Source organism: Actinocorallia herbida (assembly GCF_003751225.1).
Classification (GTDB): Bacteria; Actinomycetota; Actinomycetes; order Streptosporangiales; family Streptosporangiaceae; genus Actinocorallia; species Actinocorallia herbida.
This window is the reverse complement of record NZ_RJKE01000001.1, coordinates 4,348,973-4,366,801: the sequence shown is the minus strand read 5'-3', so window position 1 is coordinate 4,366,801 and position 17,829 is coordinate 4,348,973. Positions and strand designations below refer to the sequence as shown.

Below are 17,829 nucleotides of genomic sequence, written 5' to 3'. Positions count from 1 at the left end.
CGCGGGCCCTCCTCCGGGAGGGCCCGCCCCCTCTGGCAGTGCAGAAAGGCCTGACGAAGATGCGACGTGTGTGCTTCCTGCTGAAGGTGCGCAAGGACCGTATGGCGGAGTACAAGGAGCGGCACGCCGCGGTCTGGCCCGAGATGCAGGCCGCGCTCCGCGACACCGGCTGGCACAACTACTCCCTCTTCCTCCGGGAGGACGACGGCCTGCTCGTCGGCTACCTGGAGACCGACGACTTCGACAAGGCCCTGACCGGCATGGACGCCACCGCGGTGAACGCCCGCTGGCAGGCCGAGATGGCCGAGTTCTTCGAGGACCTCGACGGCGCGGCGCCCGACACCGGGATGCTGCCGCTCACCGAGGTGTTCCACCTGGCATAACGCCCCTTTGTGACCGAGCTTCGACGACTACCCGCACCACCTGTGATTTTCGGGGATGGAAAATGACTGACATCAGCGCCGGGCTGGACCGCCTGGCCATCGAGACGCCTTCGTGGGCCTACGGCAACTCCGGCACCCGCTTCAAGGTGTTCGCGCAGGCGGGCGTCCCGCGCGACCCGTTCGAGAAGATCGCCGACGCGGCCCAGGTGCACGCCTACACCGGCGCCGCCCCGACCGTCGCGCTGCACATCCCCTGGGACAAGGTCGACGACTACGCCGCGCTCGCCGCCTACGCCAAGGACCAGGGCGTCGAGCTGGGGACGATCAACGCCAACGTCTTCCAGGACGACGACTACATGCTCGGCTCGGTCACCCACCCCGACCCCCGGGTCCGGCGCAAGGCGACCGACCACCTGCTCGAGTGCGTCGACGTCATGGACGCCACCGGGTCGCGCGACCTCAAGCTGTGGTTCTCCGACGGCACGAACTACCCGGGCCAGGACGACATCCGCGCCCGCCAGGACCGCCTCGCCGAGGCCCTCGCCGAGGTCTACGCCAGGATCGGCGACGACCAGCGCCTCCAGCTCGAGTACAAGTTCTTCGAGCCCGCGTTCTACACCACCGACGTGCCCGACTGGGGCACCTCGCTGCTGCACTGCCTCGCGCTCGGCCCGAAGGCCGTGGTCTGCGTCGACACCGGCCACCACGCGCCCGGCACGAACATCGAGTTCATCGTCGCCCAGCTGCTGCGCGTCGGCCGCCTCGGCGCCTTCGACTTCAACTCCCGGTTCTACGCCGACGACGACCTGATGGTCGGCGCCGCGGACCCGTTCCAGCTCTTCCGGATCATGCACGAGGTGATCCGCGGGGGCGGCCTCGACGCCGACTCCGAAGTGGCCTTCATGCTCGACCAGTGCCACAACATCGAGCCTAAGGTCCAGGGCCAGATGCGCTCTGTCATGAACGTCCAGGAGGCCACCGCCAAGGCCCTCCTGATCGACACCGCGGCCCTCAAGGCCGCGCAGAACTCCGGCGACGTGCTGGGCGCGAACGGCGTCCTCATGGACGCCTACAACACCGATGTCCGTCCGCTGCTCGCCGAGTGGCGCGAGGCCAAGGGCCTGGCGGGCGACCCGATCGCCGCCTACAAGGCGTCCGGGTACCTCGAGAAGATCTCCGCCGAGCGTGTCGGCGGCAACCAGGCCGGCTGGGGGGCTTGATCAGATGAGCGACGCTGTGAACACCGTGGTGCAGGACCTGCTGAACCGCTGTCACGAGCTCGGCGCCGACCCGCGCAACACCAACTACGCGGGGGGGAACGCCTCCGCCAAGGGCGTCGAGACCGACCCGGTCACCGGCGAGCCCGTCGACCTCATGTGGGTCAAGGGCTCCGGCGGCGACCTGGGCACCCTCAAGGCGGCCGGCCTCGCCGTGCTCCGCCTCGACCGGCTGCGCGCCCTCGTGGACGTGTACCCGGGCGTGGAGCGCGAGGACGAGATGGTCGCCGCGTTCGACTTCTGCGCGCACGGCAAGGGCGGCGCGGCGCCGTCCATCGACACGGCCATGCACGGCCTCGTCGAGGCCGCGCACGTGGACCACCTCCACCCGGACAGCGGCATCGCCATCGCGACCGCTGCCGACGGTGAGGAACTGACCCGGAGGATCTTCGGGGACAAGGTGGCGTGGGTGCCGTGGCGGCGCCCGGGATTCCAGTTGGGGCTGGACATCGCGGCGATCAAGGCGGAGAACCCGCAGGCGATCGGCGTGATCCTGGGCGGCCACGGCATCACCGCGTGGGGCGAGACCTCCGCGGAGTGCCAGGCCAACTCCCTCGAGATCATCCGCGCCGCGGAGGCCTTCCTGGCCGAGCACGGCAAGGCCGAGCCCTTCGGCCCGGTCATCGCCGGGTACGAGGCGCTGCCGGAGGACGTCCGGCGCGCCCGCGCGGCCGAGCTGTTCCCGCTCATCCGGGGCCTGGCCTCCACCGACCGTCCGCAGGTCGGGCACTTCACCGACGCGGACGTCGTCCTGGACTTCGTCTCGCGCGCCGAGCACCCGCGCCTCGCCGCGCTCGGCACCTCCTGCCCGGACCACTTCCTGCGCACCAAGGTGTCGCCGATGGTCCTGGACCTGGCTCCCGACGCGCCGGTCGAGGACGTCAAGGCCCGGCTGAAGGAACTGCACGCGCAGTACCGCGAGGACTACGCGGGCTACTACGACCGCAACAAGGTCGAGGGCTCCCCGGCCATGCGCGGCGCCGACCCGGCGATCGTGCTCGTGCCCGGCGTCGGCATGTTCTCCTTCGGCGCGAACAAGCAGACCGCGCGCGTCGCGGGCGAGTTCTACGTCAACGCCATCAACGTGATGCGCGGCGCCGAGTCCGTCTCGACCTATGCGCCGATCGACGAGAACGAGAAGTTCCGCATCGAGTACTGGTCCCTCGAGGAGGCCAAGCTCCAGCGGATGCCCAAGCCGAAGCCGCTCGCGACCCGCGTCGCGTTCGTCACCGGCGGCGGCTCCGGCATCGGCGCGGCCACCGCCCGTCGGCTGGCCGACGAGGGCGCCTGCGTCGTCGTCGCGGACCGGGACCTCGCCGCGGCCGAGAAGATCGCCGCCGAGCTGGGCGGAGGCGCGCTCCAGGCGTCCGACGTCGCCATCGCGGTCGCCGCGGACGTCACCAGCGAGGACGAGATCAAGGCCGGCCTCGCCGAGGCGGTCCTCGCCTTCGGCGGTGTCGACCTGATCGTCAACAACGCGGGCCTGTCGCTGTCCAAGCCGCTGCTGGACACCACGGTCGCCGACTGGGACCTCCAGCACAACGTCATGGCGCGCGGTTCGTTCCTGGTCTCCCGCGAGGCCGCCCGGATCATGATCGACCAGGCGATGGGCGGCGACATCGTCTACATCTCCTCGAAGAACTCGATCTTCGCGGGCCCGAACAACATCGCCTACAGCGCGACCAAGGCCGACCAGGCCCACCAGGTCCGCCTCCTGGCCGCCGAACTCGGCGAGTACGGCGTCAAGGTGAACGGCATCAACCCCGACGGCGTCGTGCGCGGCTCGGGCATCTTCGCCGGAGGCTGGGGCGCCAAGCGCGCCGCCGTCTACGGCGTCGACGAGGAGAACCTGGGCGAGTTCTACGCCCAGCGCACCCTCCTCAAGCGCGAGGTCCTTCCCGAGCACGTCGCCAACGCGGTCTTCGCCCTCACCGGCGGCGACCTCACCCACACCACCGGCCTCCACATCCCCGTGGACGCCGGCGTGGCGGCGGCCTTCCTCCGCTAGAACTCCCCTCCCGGGGAAACGACCGCGTCCGGCCTATGGGGGGCCGGACGCGGTTCCCTTTCCCCCGAAGCGCACCGAAGAGCACCGCCGAGAGTCGGATTTGCCGCATTCTCCGGGCGGGGCGAAGTGGGCTTTGCGCGGGGCGGCTTAGGCTGGGAGGGGGAGGGTGCAGCCGAGAGGAGCACCATCATGGCGGAGTACATGGGAGACGGGATGTCTCCCGAACAGGCGAGACTGCTCGACGAAGCGCAGGTCGCGATCGGGCAGGCCCTCGATGATGTGCGCAAGCGCATGCCCGACCTGGAGGTCCGGCTCGCGGAGTGGCCGGGTCCCGGCGACGCGTCCTGCATGTCCGAGGACGGGTGCGAGGGCTTCACGGGCACGCCCTCGAAGCCCTGCCGGACGCTGATCCCCGGAGGTAGGTGCGGGCACGCCTTCACCCGGCACTGGGTGTACTGAGACGGCGTCCGTCGCGTCCGGGCGTCAGGATTCCCGGCCGGTGAGGAAGTGCAGGTTCAGCCAGGGCAGTTCCGGCGCCTCGCCTCCGGTCCAGTGGGCGACCGCGTCGAAGACCGCGTGGTGCCACTGGAGGAACCCGAGCGCGGCCATCACCAGCAGGAGAACGGCCATCGTCGCGTACGTGCCCGCGTCGGACTGCGCGTGCTCGGGCACGACGATCCGCGGATCGGACCTGCGGTAGCGCACCTGGACGATGTCGTGCGGAAAGACCGGCGTCTCCTGCCCGGCGACCGCGACGACCTGGGCGCCGTGGCCGGTCGTGAACCGGACCCGGGTCCGGTAGGGCGCGTCCAGCGAGACGTCCGGGGGCGTCGGCGCGCACTCCAGCACCTCGCCGGACGTGTGGGACACCCCCTCCCGCAACCGCGTCCGCACGACGGCCTGCACGGCCGCGTACACCGAGCAGGTCAGCAGCGCGCCGACGACCACAACACTGAGCATGACGAGAACGACCTCGACCGGCACCGCGCACCTCCATGGGGGGACCGCCTCACACTAGGCGCGCTCGCCCCTCCCTTCCAGGGGCCTGTGTCCCTCTCGCACGGCCGGAGTGGGACTCCGGTCCCGTCACGCGTCCCGGTCTCCGGTGATCCGTACTACCGGACACAGACGCCATTTCGGATCTGTCACGATGTCGCCACTCTGCGGGGGCGATGACCGTGCCTCGGGAGAGGGTTGAGCCGGATGATCCCCCGGAGACGAAAGCTCACTGGCCTCCACAATGCGCTCGATCCTGTACACGGTTCTGACCCTGATGTCGGCGTTCACCCTCGTCGCGGCGGGCGTCGCGGTCAACCAGATCCTCGATGACGGCGAACTCAGCCGGCACTGGGCATATCTGGCCTTCGGCCTGGCGGTGGCGGGCGCGCTGTTCGCGACCGCGCTGACGCAGACCGCGAGAGAGAGCGCTGCATCCCCGGGCGTCAGACGGCGCGCTTACATGAGACGGGTAAGGGCCGCCGTGTCGGACATGGAGACGATCGGCGTCGTCACCCAGGGCGAGTTCGTCCTGCGTTCCGAGCAGGTCTACGTGGACGTCATGCTCCAGCCTCGCCCGGCCGCCGACATCGCCGCCGACAGCGGCATCGGAACCGACGAGCCCGACGATACGGACGCCGGGGAACCGGGGAATGATCCGAGCGAAGCCGATCGCCGCTCGGTGGGCGACCTGCTCGCGGGGAGGCGTCAGCCCCTCGGCTCGTTCCTGAAGAGAGGGTCGGTGCTGGCCGTCCTCGGCGCGGCGGGATCGGGCAAGACCACACTCGCCAGGCACACCACCCTCGATCTCGCCGGCCGGCGTCCGTGGGGATTCTGGCGGCACCGGCCCGTGCCCGTCCTGCTCTACCTGCGCGACCACGCCACCGGGATCCTCGGCGAGAAGCCACAGGACCTCGCAGAAGCCGCCGCCTCGGCACGGTGGCTGCGGGGCGTGATCCCGGCGAACTGGTTGCGCGCCCGGCTCGACCGCGGTAGGTGCGTCGTCCTGCTGGACGGGCTCGACGAGGTGGCCTCGGAGGCGGACCGGAGGCGGGTGAGGGATTGGGTGACCGATCAGATCGGCAGGTATCCCGAGAACTCCTTCGTGATCACGTCACGGCCGCACGGCTACCTGTCGAACCCGCTGCCGAACGCCGATGTCCTTCAGGTACAGCGCTTCACGGTCGACCAGATCGCCCGGTTCCTGCGCGCCTGGTACCGCGCGGTGGAGCAGCGGGCCCGGCAGGGCTCCCCGGCCGACGTCCAGGCACACGCCGACCGGAAGTCCGCCGACCTCATCGCCCGGGTCCGTGACACTCCGGCCCTCCAGGACCTCGCGGCCAATCCGCTGCTCCTGACGATGATCGCGCTCGTGCACCGCTACCGGGGCGAACTGCCGGGGAGCCGTGCCGGCCTGTACGCGGAGATGTGCATCGTGCTCCTGCACCGGCGGAGCGAGGCCAAGAACCTCGCCGACCCGACCGAGCTGAGCGGTTCGCAGAAGGAGACGGTGATCCGGCATCTGGCCCTGCACATGATGCGGAATCAGCGGCGCGACATCCGGGACGGGGAGGCCTGGGACGCGATCGACCAGCCGCTCAAGGCCGTCACGGAGCGGCTGACGGCGAGGGCGTTCCTCGACGGGATCAGGGCCTGCGGCCTGCTCGTGGAGCGGGAGAGCGGCCTGTACGGCTTCGCCCACCTGACGCTCCAGGAGTATCTCGCCGCGGCGCACCTGCGGGCCGAGCCCGGTGAGGCGGGCCTGCTCACGTCCGGCGTGGACGACCCTTGGTGGAGGGAGACGACGCTGCTATGGGCGGCCGGAGCCGATGCGACCCCGGTCGTCGAGGCATGCCTGGCGTCGGGGACGGTCCGTGCCCTCGCGCTCGCCTTCGACTGCGCGGACCAGGCCGAGCGCCTGACCCCGACGGCCCGTCAACGCCTCAACCGGCTCCTCACCGAGACGGGTGCCGACGATCCGGCGCGGACCAGGCTGACCTCGGCCGTGGCCGCTTCCCGTGTCCTGTACGCGACGGTTCGTCTGCCGAACGGCACCGGGGTCTGCGCACGTCCGGTGATCGGTGACCTGTGGCACCGGTTCGTAGCGGACGCGCGCCGCCGCAGACTCAGCCTGCCCGACCACGCCGGCGGACAGGAGGTGGCGACCGGAATGTGGGCGACCGACGCCGTTCTCTACCTGGACTGGCTGAACCGCCTCTTCGATGACGGCACGGGCTACCGCTTCCCCGATCAGGAAGAGATGGCGCACCCGGGCGTTCTGGAAATCCCGTCCTTGGCGAGGCGGCCGGTGTGGGTCCGGCGCGACGCGGAACTCGTCCTGCATGTACCGCCCGGCGTCGCGCACCCCTACGCGCTGCGAAACGAAGTATCCGTCCGGCTCGCTCGCCTGATCGCCGATCATCTGCACTTCCCCCTCGCGCTCGCCGGAGGCTCGTCGCTTCTCGGTCTTCCCGAGCTGCTCGTCTACGCCCGCTTGGACGAAGGCGTCGGCGACATACCGGTGAGGCGCCAGGCCACCCTGCTCGAACTCGTCGTCACGGTGCAAGCGCTCGTCGCGTTCGCTCGCGAGCCTGGCGCCGGCCTACGTGCTCGCACCTATGCGTTCGGCCGGGCTCGGACACTGCTCGAGGGGTTCCCGGTCCCGCAGCAGGGTTGGGAGGCGTCGGCCGGGGACCTGCGGTTGGCGGAGCTCCACGCGGATTCCACGCGCGAGATCACCCGCATCGAGGGCCTCGCCCAGCGGTTCGGCGGTGGCTATGACCAGGCACTCGGCCGGGACCTGCACCGCCTGCACAACGCACTCGTCGGCTACCTGCGTGAGTTCCACGGTCCGGCGGGCGTCGGGTATCAGGGCATCTTCTCGGACCTGTCGGTCGGGCCTCGGTTCGCGTTCGACCCGCTCGGCCCGCTCCGCACCGTCCTTCAGCCGACGGTTCGGCTGGGCCTGCCCCGCGGACGCTCCCGTGACCTCAGCGTTGCGTGTGCGCGGGTCAAGGAGTCGGCAGACCCTGATCCCGCCAGGCTCGCTCTCGCGCGCGAGATCGCTCTGCAGCGCCCGATCGATGGTTCGGACGGCGGCGGCTTCGGCCTCACGCTCGCCCGCACTTTCACCGATGCCCTGAACGGCGCGGAGGAGGAGAGCACCGGAGCGCGGGCTTTCAAGGAGCTGGCGCTGGCCCGGGCCCACCGTAGGAAGGGCCTGTCCCTGGATGAGGTCATGATCGCCGTGGCGGAGAGCCTGACCGGGGCCTGGACGGAAGCACAGGGCGGGCGGCGCCGTGCCGCCAGAGCGGCCCTGTTCGAGGATTTCCTCCGTACGGCGCTGGAGTCGCTCCTGCCCGGGACGCCCTGGGCGGGGGATCCACTCGCCGCACTCCAGCACGCGCTGGAAGAGCTGCCCGCCGACTGCCCCAGGGAGGTGACCGACCTTCTCAGCGGGGCTCAGCGACTGCTCGGGCCGGTCTGGGACCGCCGTCAGCACGCCGTGCGGACGGCCGACGTCGCCATGGCCGCGGCCGCGGTGCTCACCGCACTCCTGCTTCTACGGAGCTCCGGTGCGCCGGCACCGGTGGCCGTCGAAAGGCTGCGGGGACTGCTCGGCATGCTCGCGGTCATCGCGACAGGGCAGGAGGTCGGCGGTCAGGCCGTTGTTCTCGTGCGGGTTTGAGTCAGGCGTCCGGCGCGTCCTGGCCGGTGGCCTCGGTCCAGAAGAGGTGGGTCGAGGGGTTGGGGGAACGGGGGAGCATGACGAGGCGGAGGGAGGTCGGGGAGGGGGCGGGGGTGAGGGGGCGGATGACGGTGCCGCGGTAGCGGGTGCGGAGGGGGGCGGGGAACTCGCCGTAGGTGAGGAGGCCGCGTTCGGTGGCGAACGAGCTGAGGGCGTCCGGCATGGCTTCGGGGCCGGTGACGAGGAGGGCTCCGGCGTCACGGAGGGCGGCGTACCGGGCGTCGTAGAGGGCGGGGTTGAGGGCGCGGTCGAAGGTGGCGACGGAGTGGCCGGCGAGGTCGGCCAGGGTGAGGGGGCCGGAGTCCGAGGCCAGGGGGTGGCCGTCGGGGGCGGAGACGGCCTGGACGAGGGTGTCGACGACGTAGGTGCGCAGGCCGGTGGCGTCGAAGGGTTCGGAGGCGAAGGCGAGATCGAGCGACCCGTCGCGGAGCAGGTCGAGGAGGCGCGGCGTCCAGTGGTAGTCGAGGTGGACGGGGATGCCGGGGTGCGCGGCCATGAACCTCGAGACGACACGGCGCCTTCCCGGATAGCGCGTGGTGTAGAAGGGCGCGCCGATGCGGAGGCCGTCCTGGCTGCGCCGCACGACCTGGGCCTCGGCGGCGAGGTCGCGGGCCGCCTCGACGAGGCGCCGCGCGGCGGGCAGGAGGCGGGCGCCCTCGTCGGTGAGGCGGATGCGCCGGCGGGCGCGGTCGAACAGGCGCACCCCGAGATCCCGTTCGAGGTGGCGGACCTGGGTGGACACCCACGGCTGGGCGAGCCGCAGGTGCTCGGCCGCCTCGATGAACGAGCCGTGCTCGGCCACCGCGAGGAAGCACGTGACCCGCGAAAGGCTGAGCTGGAGACCGGCCTCTGACGCCATGACCTGAGGGTATACGAGATCGCTATAGGTCGGCCCCGAACCCGTATTGGACGCGGGACCCCCAGAGGCGCTGGACTCGTCCCACACACCCCACCCCACGCACGAGGAGGACGCCCCATGAGCGCAGGCGGCAGGCCGTTGGAGGGCTTCCTGGTCCTGGACTTCACGCAGGTCGTCGCGGGCCCCCTCGCCGCGATGATCCTCGCCGATCTCGGCGCCCGCGTGATCAAGATCGAGCCGCCGCAGGGCGACGCGGCCCGCCAGCTCGGGCCGAACCCCAAGCGCGGCTACCTCGGCGGCATGTTCGAGACCTACAACCGGGACAAGGAGTCCATCGTCCTCAACCTGACGGACGAGGCGGACCGGGCCCGCGCGCTCGAACTCGTCGACAGGGCGGACGTGCTCCTGGAGTCCTCCCGCGTCGGCGTCATGGACCGGCTCGGGCTCGGCGCCGAGGCGATGACGGAGCGGAACCCGCGCCTGGTCTACGCGTCCATCACCGGGTACGGCGAGCGGGGCCCGAACGCCGAGCGTGGCGGCGTCGACATGTCGCTCCAGGGCGAGACCGGCTGGATGTCGATCACCGGTGAGCCCGACGGCCCGCCCACCAAGCTCGGCGCGGTCCCCATCGACGTGTCCACCGGCCATGTCGCCGCGCAGGGGATCCTCGCGGCGCTCCTCGGCAGGACCCGGCACGGCAAGGGCGAGATCGTCCGGGTGTCGCTGTTCGACGTCGGCTGCCACCTGCACGCGCACGACTTCACCGACTACCTGATGATGGGCTGGACGGCCCGCCGTACCGGCAACTTCCCTGCGGTCACCGCCCCCGCGGGCGTCTACGAGACCGCCGACGGCTCTCTCGTCCTCGCCGCCTACATGCCGCACCACTGGAAGGCGGCTCTGGCGGTGTTCGACGACTCCCGCCTGGAGGACCCGGCTTTCGCGTCCATGCGCGACAGGGTGATGCACCGGGAGACGCTGGTGCCGATCCTCCAGTCGATCCTCAAGACCCGGCCGACCGCCGAGTGGGTCGCCCGCTTCGACGCGGCGCGCCTCACCACCGGCGAGGTCCGCGACACCGGGCAGGCCGCGGACTCCGACCAGTTCGCCGCCGCGGAACTCGCCCTGGAGTTCGGCGGCGCCGAGGGCCGGGACGTCCGCACGCTGCGCACGCCCGCCCGGTTCGCCTCGTTCGGCCCGCGCGAGCACGCCCGCGCGCCGCAGCTCGACGGCGACCGCGACGACGTGCTGACCTGGCTCAACGACTGACGAAGGCGCGTGGGGACGGGCGCCGCGCGCCCGTCCCCACGGCTCCCTGCCCGCGCGCAGGGGGTCAGTGGGCACCCGCGGTGATGGCGCTGTCGAGCAGGGCGATGACGACCTCCTTCACCGAGTCGCGGCGCCGCGCGTCACAGGCGACCAGGGGCACGTGGCCGGGCAGCCCGAGCGCCTCGCGTACCTCCTCGACCTCGAAGTGCTCGGCGTCGGGGAACCGGTTGACGCCGACGGCGAAGGGGACGCCCATGTCCTCGAAGAAGTCCAGGGACGGGTAGCACTGGTCGATCCTGCGGGTGTCGACCAGCACGACGGCGCCGATCGCCCCTTCGATGAGGTCGTCCCACAGGAAGGCGAACCGCTCCTGTCCGGGCGTGCCGAACAGGTACAGCACCAGGGAACGGTCCAGGGTGACGCGGCCGAAGTCGAACGCCACGGTGGTCGTCGTTTTGCGTTCGACGCCCGTCGTGTCGTCGATGCCCGCCGACGCGTCGGTCATGGCGGCCTCGGTGGTGAGCGGCTCGATCTCGGAGATGGCGCCGACGAACGTGGTCTTCCCGACCCCGAATCCGCCCGAGATGATGATCTTCGCCGACAGCGGCGACGGTTCAGAGGGCGCGGACACCTTCACGGATCCTTTCCAGCAGTTCCCTGGACCGCAGGTCCTGCGGGTCCGCCCGGTCATGGACGGTGGCCAGCCGTTCGGACACCAGATCGGCGATCAGCACCCGCGCCACCCCGATCGGGACGCGGAGCCGCCCGGCGACCTCGGCCACCGAGACGGGCCGCTGGCACAGCTCGACGATGCGGCGCCGCTCGAACGTCAGCGGCGCGGACAGTGCGGCGGGCGCCGCGCTGACCAGGGTCTCCACCCGCAGGCGCTCGTCCACCGGACGGGTCCGCCCGCCCGTCACGATGAACGGCCGGACGAAGGAGCCGGACTCCTCCTCGGCGCCGTCCCGCGGCACCGGCACGGTCGGCGTCCCGGGCAGGACGGGGCGGCGCCGCTCCTCCCGGATCTCGATCATGCGCGGATCGGGCAGCCGCGGCCCGTTCTCGTCGCGCCCGCTCATCGGAGCGCCTCGTGCTTGAGCCGGGCGACGATCTGCGGGGTGAGCAGCCCGCCGAACCGCTCGCACAACAGGGCGATCTCGTGGCCGACCAGGCCGAGGTCGCAGTCGGCGGTCGCCACGACGCCCAGACAGCTGCCGTCCGAGATGGACGACACGAGCAGGAAGCCGCGCCGCATCTCCACCATCACCAGCCGCATGCCCTCGAACCCGTACTCGTGGGACGCGCTGCGGGCGAGGCTCGTCAGTCCGGAGACGATCGCGGACAGCCGCTCCGACCCTTGCGGTCCAGCCCCGCGGAGCGGGCCATGAGCAGCCCGTCGGAGGAGACGGCGACCGCGTCGGCGACGCCGTCGGTGGCACGTACGAAGTTGGCGAGCAGCCAGGTGAAGGACTGCACCTCCGATGCCGTCTGCGTCATCGTCCAGCTCTCCTTTCCGAACCCGGGTGGCCGGGAGCGTTCCTGTGGCGCTCTGCTGAGCCTTGGCCTGCCTCGTCGTGCTCTGCCGGGATGCGCCGTCCCGCGCCGGGCTCCGTGGCACGGTCCGGCTCGGCCCGCCGGAAGCCCGACCGCAGGCCGTTGAGCATCGACTGGACCTCGCCGGGAGTCCGGTCGGCCGCCGCGGGTGCCTGCCCGCTCGGCTGCTCCGGCGCGGCCCGGCGCCGGTGCCCGCCGGGGGAGCGGGGAGGTCGTTTGGCCAGGCCGCCCGCGGTCCGCCCGGCCGGAGCCGTCTGGCCCGTCGGCACCGCGGGCCGGGACGCCACGGCGAGGTCCGCGGCGGAGCCCGCGCCGACCGCCACGGGCTCGGGCACCGGCCCGGCCTGCGGCTCGGGCCCGCCCAGCAGAGCGCCGGGCAGCACGATCCGGGCGGTGACCCCGTTGAGCGGCGACTCGTGCAGCCAGACCCGGACGCCCAGCCGGTCGGCCAGCCTGCCGACCACGTAGTGGCCGAGATCGCGCGTCGGCCGCATGAGGAAGCTCCGCCGCCCGGCCAGCCGGGCGTTGGCCTCGGCGAGTGCCTCGGGCGACATGCCGATGCCCTGGTCGACGATCGCGATCTGGTACTCCGCGCCCGTCACCCGGGCCGACACCTCGACCTCCTGGTCGGGCGGGGAGAAGGACAGGGCGTTCTCCACCAGCTCGGCGAGGAGGTGGGAGAGCTCCGCGGCGATCGTGCCGCGCACGAGGCCGTCGTCGACGCGGCGCAGCAGGACCCGCCGGTAGTCCTCGACCTCTGCGAACGCCGACCGCAGGACGTCTCCGACGGGGACCGCGCCGGTCCAGCGGCGTGGACTGTGCTCCCCGACGAGGACGAGCAGCGACTCGGCGTTGCGGCGCATCCGGGTGGCAAGGTGGTCCAGTTCGAAGAGGTTCGCGAGCTGGTTGGGATCGGCCTCCTCCTTCTCCAGGGTGGAGATGAAGCCGAGCTGGCGGCGTACCAGGTTCTGGTTGCGGCGGCCCAGGTCGGCCAGCGACTCGGCGGTGTTGCGGCGCATCACGGCCTGCTCGACCGCGAGCCGCACCGCGGTCTCTTGGAGGTGGTCGAGGGCCGCGGTGATCTCGGTGAACTCAGCCAGTTCGGTCGGTTCCGCCGCGCGCCGGCCGCGCAGGGCCCGGGAGTGCGCCAGCACGACGGCGTCCGGGTCGTCCGCCGCCTGGATTCCCGCGACCGCCGCGGGCAGCCGCTGCTCGGCCGCGCCGTGCGCCTCGGTGGTCAGCAGCCGCAGCGGCCGGATGATCGACCGGAACGTGGTCAGCCCGAGGGCCACGGCCATGAGCAGGACCGCGAGCACGCCGCCGCCGTAGCGCAGGAGGGCGATGCGCGCGTCGGCCTCGACCTCGGCGGCCCATGCCCGGACGTCCCCGGCGACCTGCCGCTGCACCTCGTAGAGCGCGTCGATGAACCCGGTCGCGGAGTTCCACCAGTTCTCTGGGCGGATCCGCAGGCGCGCGGTGGGGTCGGCGAGAGCCCGCTGCTCGAACGCCAGCATCGCGGCGCCCTGCTGGGCGTGCTGCGCCGAGGCGAACCGCTGCGCCCACGCGGGCTCGGCCAGCCTGGTGAACTCCGCGAAACCGGCGATCCGCCGTGCACGGATCTCCGCGACCTGTGCGTACTCTCCTTCGCCGAACCGCCCCGTCGCGAACACGCCGTTGAGCGCGCCGCGCTCCTGCCCGGTGGCCTCCTTGCCCGCGCTGAGCGCGCGCAGTGCGGCGAGCCCGGTGCGGAGCCGCGGGTGGTCCTGCCCGGCGCCACCGGCGAACGCCGCCTCGTCGAGCGTGGCGATCGCGGAGGTGTAGAAGGCGAAGACCTCCGCCTTGGTGGTGCGAACCGCGTCGACGGCGCCGCGCTGGGCGGCGAACTCCGCCGACGGGGTGAGGGCCGCGCGGATCCGGGCGGCTTCGGCCGAGCCGGTTTCGGTGAGCAGGTCCTCCAGTGCCGACCTCGCCGCGTCGGACCCGGTGCGGGCCCGCGCGAGATCGGCGCGGTAGCCGCGCTCGCCGCCGATGAGCCCCACGCTCAGGCCTCGTTCGCGCTGGAGCGCGTGGTCGAGGTCCTGCGCGGACAGCACCAGCGCTATGTTGCGCGCGGTCGCTGCGGCGTCCCGCAGGACCGCCGGCTGGCCGAGCACCCCGAAGCCCGCCACGCCCACGAAGAGCAGCGTCGGCACCGCGAGCACCGTCGCGATCCGCGCGCGGACGGTGCGCGGCCCCCGGCGCCCGCGCCGCCGGGCCTCCGTGGCGTTCGGGACGGGCGCGGGTGCCTCTCCGTCCGAGGCCGGTGCGGTCGCCGCGCGCCTCCGCGCGCTCATCGCCGTTCCCAGGTTGCGTTCATGACGCCGGAAGCTAGGCGCCCCGTATTTCCCGGGTGCTGCCTGACCGTGTGGCAGCCGTGCACGTCGCGTCACGGTCCCGCGGCGCCCGCGTGAGATCACCCAGGCGGGCACAGGGCGCGGCAGAACATGCGTTGGCGCGGGCCGCCGCGCCGGACGCCGACGTTCGCCGCGCCCGGTCGACGAACCGGGCGCGGCGCGCCGTGCCGGTGCTCAGCCGGTGATGCCGCGGGCCCGCTCGAACAGGCCGAGGGTCATCGCGTGCAGGAGGTCGCCGGTGTCCTTGGGGGCCTTGCCCGCGCAGGCGCGGGCATGCGTGCCCTCCAGGACGATGCCGAGCTTGAAGCAGGCGAGCACCTCGTACCAGTCGACGGCGTCGAGGTTCCTGGTGCTGCGCTCCGCGTAGGCGGCGATCAGCTCGTCCCGGGTGGCCAGGCCGCCCGCCGCGCCGAGCGGACCGGCGATCGAGACCGCGTCGCCGACCGGCCAGGTCGCCAGCAGCCAGCCGAGGTCGAGCAGCGGGTCGCCGATGGTCGACATCTCCCAGTCGACGATCGCCGCCACCTGGGGCCCGGTCGGTGAGAACATCAGGTTCGCCAGGTGGTAGTCGCCGTGCATGACGCCCGGCCGCCACTCGGACGGCCGGTGGTCCTCCAGCCAGGACGCGACGTGCTCCAGACCCGGGATCTCCGGCCCCGGGTAGCCGTCGAGCTTGCCGTAGCCCTCGAGCTCGCTCATCCAGCGTGGCACCTGGCGTTCCAGGAACCCCTCGGGCGAGCCGTAGTCGGCCAGCCCGACGGCCTCGTGGTCGACCGCGCCGAGCTTCGACAGCGCGACGACGGCCTCGAGGCCCATCCGGTGCCGCACCGAGGCGTCACCGGCGTGGAGGTCGGGCAGGTACGTGGTCGCGTTGAACCCGTCGACGGGCGTCATCAGGTAGAAGACCGCGCCGCCCATGACGTTCTCGTTCCCGCAGACCGCGATGATCCGCGGCGCGGGCACGCCGGTGCCGTCCAGGGCGGTGAGGACGCGCGCCTCGCGGCGCAGCACGTCGTTGGTGCGCGGGCGCAGGTGCCGCGGCCCGCGGCGCAGCACGTACGTGGTGCCGCCCCGCCGGAACCGCAGCAGGATGTTCTGGGTGCCGCCGCCCAGCTCCTTGATGTCCTCGATGGGCCCGAGGGGCAGGCCCTTCTCGTCCATCCAGGAGGCGAGTACGGCGAGGTCGACGGCTTCCGGCGGGGTGGTCATGGGCGGCTGCCTCAGGTCGGGGCCGGACCGGCGTACTTGGCCCTTGCGGCTTCGCGCCGGTGGGGCAGGTACTGGGTCGGCCATTCGGTCGGGGAAGGCTCGTGGTCGGCGAGCAGGCGCCGCGCTATCGAGCTCTGGTGCACCTCGGTGGGCCCGTCCATGATGCCCATCAAAGGCGCCTGCTGCCAGAGCCGGGCCAGCGGGGTGTCGCTGGAGACGCCCAGCGCGCCGTGCAGGTGCATCGCCTTGTAGACGACGTCGTGGAAGACGCGCGCGGCCGCGACCTTGCACATCGCGATCTGGGTGCGGGCGTCCTTGGTGGAGGACTGGTCGATGAGCCACGCGGTGTGCAGGATCATCAGCCGGAACTGCTGGATCTGGATGTGGCAGTCGGCGATCGTCGCCTGCACGAGCTGCTTGGAGGCCAGCGGCCGGCCACCGTAGACCTCGCGGGACAGGGCCCGCTCGCACATCATGTCGAAGGCGAGGTTGACCGCGGCGACCGTGCGCATCGCGTGGTGGATGCGCCCGCCGCCGAGCCTGGCCTGGGAGACCGCGAAGGCCCCGCCGCGCTCGCCGAGCAGCGCGTCGCCGCCGACCTTGACGTCGTTGTAGCGGATGTGCGCGTGGTGGCCCTGGCCGGACCGCTCGCCCATGGTGGCGACGTTGCGCAGGATCTCGATGCCGGGCGTGTCGGTCGGCACGAGGAACATCGACATGCGCCTGCGCGGGTCGGCGTCGGGGTCGGTGACCGCCATGACGATGAGGAAGTCGGCGATGTCGGCGTTGGAAGTGAAGTACTTCTCTCCGCGGATGATCCAGCCGTCGCCGTCGGGGAACGCGGCGCACTTGAACGTGCGGGGGTCGGCGCCGCCGGTCTGCTCCGTCATGGAGAAGGCGCTGAAGCAGCGGCCGTCCAGCAGGGGCTCGAGGTAGCGCTTCTTCTGGTCCTCGGTGCCGAACATGGCGATGATCTCGGCGTTGCCGGTGTCGGGGGCCTGGCAGCCGAAGACGAACGAGGCGAGGTGGGAGCGGCCGATCAGCTCGTTCATCAGGGCGAGCTTGAGCTGGCCGTATCCCTGGCCGCCGAGTTCGGCGCCGAGGTGGCAGGCCCACAGGCCCTGTTCCTTCACCTTGTCCTTGAGCGGCTCGATGATCGGGCGCAGGTCGCCCTTGAGCCCTTGGTGGACCTTGCCGCCCCAGACGAGTTCGAGGGGTTCGACCTCGTCGCGGATGAACGCGTCCATCCAGTCGAGTTTCTGCTGGAACTCGGGGTCGGTCGAGAAGTCCCACATGGGCGCCTCCTGGGGGTGGGGAGCACTGAGCCCAAGGGGCCGGGCGCCCCGGCGTGACCGGGGTTCGCGAGCGTCCGGCTCCTGGGGCGGAAGACACTGCGCCGCGAACGTATAATACGTCCGTATTAATGGTCAATGCGGACGCATGGGAGTGGGCCTGTGGAAGGCACCCGGGAACGGCTCATCACCGCAGCGGAGGAGCTGTTCGCCGCGCAGGGCGTCGACGCGGTCAGCCTCCGCGAGATAGTGCGCAGCTCGGGCGCGCGCAACGCGACGGCGCTGCACTACCACTTCGGCGACCGCGACGGGCTCGTCCGGGCCGTCCTCGCCAAGCACACGCCCGGCGTGGAGGCGGGGCGGCACATCCTCCTGGACGCTTACGAGGCGGCGGGGGCGCCCGACGTGCGCGCGCTGGCCGGGGCGCTGGTCCGCCCGCTCGCGGCCAAGCTCGCCGACCCCGCCGGCGGGCCGTCCTATCTGCGGCTGCTCGCCGACCTCGCCAACCGCCCGCGCCCCTGGATCGACCCGGCCGCGATGGAGGACCCCGCCAACAGCCTGTTCCGGTGGCGCGCGCTGCTGACGCCGCTGCTGGACGAGACCTCACTCCAGCTGCACCGCCGCTTCGTCACCTACCGGTTCACCATCACCGAGCTGGCTCGGCGCGCCCAGGCCGCGCCGAGCGCCGACGCGCGGCTGTTCACCAGCCACACCGTCGACCTCGTGGCCGCGCTGCTCCAGGCGTCGCCGTCGGCGGAGACCGCCAGGCTCACCGCGGAACGGCCCAGGTCCTGACCCGTACCGGCGTGCCGTGATCACGGTGGTTGCCCGGAAGGTCGCG

General features: G+C 72.0%; 16 protein-coding genes. 7 read left to right on the top strand and 9 right to left on the bottom strand.

Translation table 11 applies throughout. The features are described 5' to 3' along the window. Positions 1-59 precede the first annotated feature (59 nt). From EDD29_RS20175 to EDD29_RS20160, 4 genes are all read left to right on the top strand, one after another. The gene (locus EDD29_RS20175; RefSeq protein WP_123670583.1) at positions 60-383 is read left to right on the top strand and encodes an L-rhamnose mutarotase; all 324 of its coding nucleotides are present in this window, start codon (positions 60-62) and stop codon (positions 381-383) included. Between the two features lie 62 nt (positions 384-445). After that, on the top strand, positions 446-1,603 hold the full coding sequence (gene rhaI / locus EDD29_RS20170) for an L-rhamnose isomerase (protein ID WP_123665906.1): 1,158 nt from the start codon (positions 446-448) through the stop codon (positions 1,601-1,603). A 4-nt stretch (positions 1,604-1,607) separates the two neighbouring features. Further along, positions 1,608-3,668: a bifunctional aldolase/short-chain dehydrogenase gene (locus EDD29_RS20165; protein ID WP_123665905.1), complete on the top strand. Its 2,061-nt coding sequence runs from the start codon at positions 1,608-1,610 to the stop codon at positions 3,666-3,668. A 189-nt stretch (positions 3,669-3,857) separates the two neighbouring features. After that, positions 3,858-4,127: a hypothetical protein gene (locus EDD29_RS20160; RefSeq protein ID WP_123665904.1), complete on the top strand. Its 270-nt coding sequence runs from the start codon at positions 3,858-3,860 to the stop codon at positions 4,125-4,127. A gap of 24 nt (positions 4,128-4,151) precedes the next feature. Here EDD29_RS20160 and EDD29_RS20155 read toward each other — a convergent pair whose 3' ends face one another. Further along, a complete protein-coding gene (locus EDD29_RS20155; protein ID WP_123665903.1) occupies positions 4,152-4,652 on the bottom strand; it encodes a hypothetical protein in 501 nt (166 codons plus the stop codon). A gap of 256 nt (positions 4,653-4,908) precedes the next feature. Between EDD29_RS20155 and EDD29_RS20150 the strand changes: the two genes are divergently transcribed. After that, positions 4,909-8,352 carry an NACHT domain-containing protein gene (locus tag EDD29_RS20150; protein WP_123665902.1) on the top strand — a complete coding sequence of 1,148 codons (3,444 nt, stop codon included), beginning with the start codon at positions 4,909-4,911 and terminating at the stop codon, positions 8,350-8,352. Position 8,353: 1 nt separating this feature from the next. On the opposite strand, the gene EDD29_RS20145 is transcribed toward EDD29_RS20150, so the two are convergent. Next, entirely contained in the window at positions 8,354-9,271 is a 918-nt protein-coding gene (locus EDD29_RS20145; RefSeq protein ID WP_123665901.1) for a LysR family transcriptional regulator, read from the bottom strand. A gap of 117 nt (positions 9,272-9,388) precedes the next feature. Here EDD29_RS20145 and EDD29_RS20140 point away from each other — a divergent pair, with 117 nt between their 5' ends. After that, positions 9,389-10,540, top strand: a complete 1,152-nt coding sequence (locus tag EDD29_RS20140) for a CaiB/BaiF CoA transferase family protein (RefSeq protein ID WP_123665900.1) — start codon at positions 9,389-9,391, stop codon at positions 10,538-10,540. Between the two features lie 64 nt (positions 10,541-10,604). Here the strand turns inward: EDD29_RS20140 and EDD29_RS20135 are convergent, their stop codons facing one another. From EDD29_RS20135 to EDD29_RS20110, 7 genes are all read right to left on the bottom strand, one after another. Continuing rightward, entirely contained in the window at positions 10,605-11,171 is a 567-nt protein-coding gene (locus EDD29_RS20135) for a GTP-binding protein (protein WP_123665899.1), read from the bottom strand. Beyond that, complete coding sequence (locus EDD29_RS20130) at positions 11,155-11,619, bottom strand: DUF742 domain-containing protein (protein ID WP_246052872.1); 465 nt, start codon at positions 11,617-11,619, stop codon at positions 11,155-11,157. Before EDD29_RS20130 ends, EDD29_RS20135 begins: the two co-directional genes overlap by 17 nt. Then, entirely contained in the window at positions 11,616-11,864 is a 249-nt protein-coding gene (locus EDD29_RS47005) for a roadblock/LC7 domain-containing protein (protein ID WP_246053426.1), read from the bottom strand. The genes EDD29_RS20130 and EDD29_RS47005 overlap by 4 nt, the downstream gene beginning before the upstream one ends. Beyond that, complete coding sequence (locus EDD29_RS47000) at positions 11,861-12,037, bottom strand: roadblock/LC7 domain-containing protein (protein WP_246053757.1); 177 nt, start codon at positions 12,035-12,037, stop codon at positions 11,861-11,863. Before EDD29_RS47000 ends, EDD29_RS47005 begins: the two co-directional genes overlap by 4 nt. After that, a complete protein-coding gene (locus EDD29_RS20120; protein WP_123665898.1) occupies positions 12,034-14,427 on the bottom strand; it encodes a sensor histidine kinase in 2,394 nt (797 codons plus the stop codon). The genes EDD29_RS47000 and EDD29_RS20120 overlap by 4 nt, the downstream gene beginning before the upstream one ends. Before the next feature lie 234 nt (positions 14,428-14,661). After that, positions 14,662-15,696, bottom strand: coding sequence for a phosphotransferase family protein (locus EDD29_RS20115; protein ID WP_211359806.1), 1,035 nt, complete (start codon positions 15,694-15,696; stop codon positions 14,662-14,664). 11 nt (positions 15,697-15,707) lie between these two features. After that, a complete protein-coding gene (locus tag EDD29_RS20110) occupies positions 15,708-16,991 on the bottom strand; it encodes an acyl-CoA dehydrogenase family protein (protein WP_123665897.1) in 1,284 nt (427 codons plus the stop codon). 159 nt (positions 16,992-17,150) lie between these two features. Here EDD29_RS20110 and EDD29_RS20105 point away from each other — a divergent pair, with 159 nt between their 5' ends. Beyond that, positions 17,151-17,783, top strand: a complete 633-nt coding sequence (locus EDD29_RS20105; protein ID WP_246052870.1) for a helix-turn-helix domain-containing protein — start codon at positions 17,151-17,153, stop codon at positions 17,781-17,783. The last annotated feature ends 46 nt before the right edge of the window (positions 17,784-17,829 follow it).